This is a genomic window from Paracoccus ravus (assembly GCF_004522175.1).
Taxonomy (GTDB): domain Bacteria; phylum Pseudomonadota; class Alphaproteobacteria; order Rhodobacterales; family Rhodobacteraceae; genus Paracoccus; species Paracoccus ravus.
Window position 1 is genome coordinate 1 of the sequence record NZ_SDEB01000063.1, and the last position, 3,705, is coordinate 3,705.

At 56.6% G+C, this 3,705-nt stretch carries 2 protein-coding genes; both read left to right on the forward strand.

What is annotated here, in order from left to right:
• Nucleotides 1-326: 326 nt before the first annotated feature.
• Nucleotides 327-1,376 (forward strand): DUF1214 domain-containing protein, encoded by a 1,050-nt coding sequence (locus ESZ60_RS20310; protein WP_134682467.1) that lies wholly within the window; start codon nt 327-329, stop codon nt 1,374-1,376.
• Nucleotides 1,377-1,665: 289 nt separating this feature from the next.
• Complete coding sequence (locus ESZ60_RS20315) at nt 1,666-3,648, forward strand: hypothetical protein (RefSeq protein WP_209021382.1); 1,983 nt, start codon at nt 1,666-1,668, stop codon at nt 3,646-3,648.
• Nucleotides 3,649-3,705 lie beyond the last annotated feature (57 nt).

Consider the following 3,705-nt stretch of genomic DNA (forward strand, 5'->3'; position numbering starts at 1 on the left):
AAAGAGACCATCCAGAACCGCCGCTTGAACCATCAGCGTCAGGCGGCATAATCTCAAACCGGTGCGCCAGGACCCTCTCGTCCAAAATCAGGCCGCCTGTTCCAAATCATTCGACGACGGACATTTCGAACCGATGACGGTCTGCAATGCGGACAAAGCGGACTTTTGCAGCCTCGGTGAGAGTGCTGGCCAATTCCAAGAAATGAGCCGCTTTGGGGGGACTTCACGATTTTCAAGATTCTGGATCAAGTGCGTTGGCGGTTTTTGTTTGCGGGCGGCAATCCAATCGGTCAACATTTCACCGCGTGAGAATTAAGGAACGAAAAATGATCGCAAAGCTTCGTTTGTCATCGCTTGGCTTGATTTGCGCGCTGCTGGCAATTCCGGCAGTTGCGCAGAACCAGTCCGTAACCGTCACAGAGGACAATTTCGCGACTGCCATGACTGACCTCGCGATGGAGAAGGAAGTTGAGCAAGGTGCCAACCTTGCTTGGCATCATCATCGCAAGACCATGGCGCTGTCAGAACAGCCCGCTCCGCTCATGAACCGCGATACCGTCTACTCCTTTGCGGTGCTGGATGGAGGCGGCGACGTGGCCATCACGCTGCCCGAGAATGACGGACGATACATGTCACTGCATGTGATGAATCATGACCACGTGACCTACAAGGTGTTCTATGGACCGGGCCGTTACGAGATCCCTGCATCTGGCTCGACGGACTACTTCTACGCCAATGTCCGGATGCAGATTAACGACAAGGACTCCGAAGACGTCAAAAAGGTCAACCAGTTGCAAGACGAGTTGAAGATCGAATATCTCGGCGGTTATCAACCCAAACCCTTCAAGGTGACCAACTGGGACATGGCATCATTCGACAAAGTGCGCAGCAAATACGTTGCCGAGGCGCAGGCCGAAGGGGTGCGGGGCACGATGGGGACAGTCGAGCATCCCGTATCGCTCGACGCCAAAAATCGTGGTGTCGCCATCGCCACCGGGCTGCTACCGGATCAAGATGCGGTCTATTTGACTGAAAAGCACGACGTAGAGATGGGTAAGGCATACAAGGCGACTTACGCCGTGCCTGAGCTGGTTGACCCGAAGCTCGGGTTTTATTCGATGACGGTTTACGGAGATGATCAATACCTAAAGACCGACGCGGGAGCGACCATCGGCAACACCGAATTGAAACTAAATGCTGACGGCAAGAGCTTCGACATCTACTTCGTGCCTGAAGCCGAGTTTGGCAAAGGTAAGCATGCCAATGAATTGATTATACCGACAGCTCCGTTCTGGACCGCATTCCGCGTCTACATGCCAGGTGCCTCGGTGATCGATGGCACCTACAAAACTCCCACGCTTGAGGCAGCCGATTAACGATAGGGCCTAGCAATGGGAGGAGACGCGGGTCAACTGCGACAATGCGCGAGCGTCCGCGGCGGGTTCGAGAAGGCGTGACGCAGTAGCACTTCGCCCTACCCGGCGCCGGGGAACGAGTCAGCGAGACGGACTGCCCATTCGCTGACGCTCGGCCACGACAAGTGCCACGCCGCCACATGTATAGAGACGGTCGCTAAACCGAAACGCGGCGAAGACCTCGCTGATCAGCGCTGTTTGCTGGTGTCTGACGGGATACGGGCATCGTTCACAGGGGCTCCCCTCTCCCTTGCATATCCCAATCGCTGTCCAGATCGCCGACGACAATGTTAGCGCTGTGCCCAACGAAACATTTGAGCTACCTCCAATTGTACCGATTCCGACGGAAAAAGAGCTACTCGCCGTCGATGGGGTGCCGCGGGTCGATACTTGGGTGCGACTGAAGTTTCGATCCTTGGTCGACAAAAGCGAAGTCGAGGTCGAGCGCCGTCTTGAGCGAGACGGCAAAAAGAACTTCAAGACGACCGCCATTGGACTGGCCAAACTCGGATTGCCGGAATTGGCGCTCCAGGTCGGCACCTTGATGCCCGGGATTGCCGCAGCGACCCGCTTCGATGACAAGACGACCTTATCGCAGGCAGTGTCGGCTTTGACTGGCTTGCGGCCATTGGCCCACTTTGGGAACCGTAGCATCCGCCTCCACGATCGTCTGACTGACAAGTATCCAAAGCTTGCGACCGAAGAGAAGAAGCGATGTGAAGGCGATGCCACCAAGCAGGTGACGACGTTATGGGATCTTCTAAAGGACGGCGCGGGACTGCCGGACCTGTCTTGCGTCACCGCGCCCAAAGATACCGCCCCAGATGAATGGAAGGACGGTCTAAAACAAGCCGAGGAACTCCTGCGGGCGGCCGAAGATCAAGCTGACGCAGATGCCCGACTAATTCTCGGAAGCCTGCCACAACTCACCAACGACAACGAGATCAGACGCTTCGACGGGGCTATTAAGGCTGCGGAGAGTTGCTTTGGCAACGCGGCCCTGAAGGGACTGCCGTCAATGCATCTCGCGCAAAGACTTGGCGAGTTGAGCGAGGACGAACTGACCAAAGCTGAGACTGTGCTGCGGGACATCGAGCATGAAGCCGCGACTCTCGTCGCACATCTTTCGCATGCGGAACATGCAGATCGCGCCCGTTTGTATGGCTTGGTGGCGAAGTGGCACGATGCAACTCATCTGGGCCATGCGTTTACTGCCTGCCCGGTTTGTGAGCGTGACCTCCTTCAACCCGGCGCAATCCCCTTCGACGCTATGTTAGACAAATCGGTGGCTCAGGCGCTGGAAGAAGCACGCAAAGCCGATGCCGTGATGCTGAAAACGGCGGCCGAGTGGGAGCGCGACACCAGAAAGGGCCTGCGCGATCGATTGCCCGAGATGCTCCGCCGATTCGTTGATGACGGCGTCCCCGACGATCTGGCCTCGGTTTACAGGGCAGCCTTATCGACGGAAGTCTTCCAGCTTGCCGAGTTTCCAGAGCCTTTGAAGCCAATGGCCAAGGGGGTTGCGGCCCTTTGCACCGCAGCATGGAAAGATGCACCGGAGCGCGAGCCACTACCTGGAGTCGATCTGCCCGTCGAGATTCCTGACGAAGAGAAGCTGCGTGCTGCGATACGGAATGTGCGGCGAGCGATCGCGCTTTCAAGATATCGCGCCGCCAATGCCGAATTCGCGCGAAGCGCTGTTGTGAAGGTTCTGCGCGCCGAGTTGAATGAAGTCACGGTTCCGGCGAACGACCGGAGCATCAACGAGCAATTGAATGTTCTTAAGGCTTACCTCGATGCGGCCACTGTCTTTGCAGGTATTCGTCGCCAACTGGGCCAGATCAAGGAAACGTGCGGCCGGTGGGCGAAGGCACGCACACGACTTGAGAAGCTGGCACGGGCGGCCAAAGCCGTTGAACCATTCAAGAACTTTCCGGATCTTGTTCACAACCAAGTCGCCGGGTTGATCACGAACTTGCAGGAGAAGGCGACGTCGTGGTCGCAGCGCATGTATCGGGCACATTTTGTTCAAGCGCCGGAATATGCGGGACTAGACTCTGCCAAGAGTGACGGCTTCACGTTCTTGGCAGCTCAAGGAAAGCACTTGGTGGAAGCACATCATGTGATGAATGCCTCGGCACTTCGGGCCTTCCTCTCTGCGTTTGTGCTAGGGCCTGTGGACATTCATCGTGAAGCGATGATGGTCGCGACGAGATACCAATTGGCGGCGTAACTGCAGGCCGTCTTTTCATAGCGCGTGGCTATAGATCTGAATTCCTTGATTTTAGCG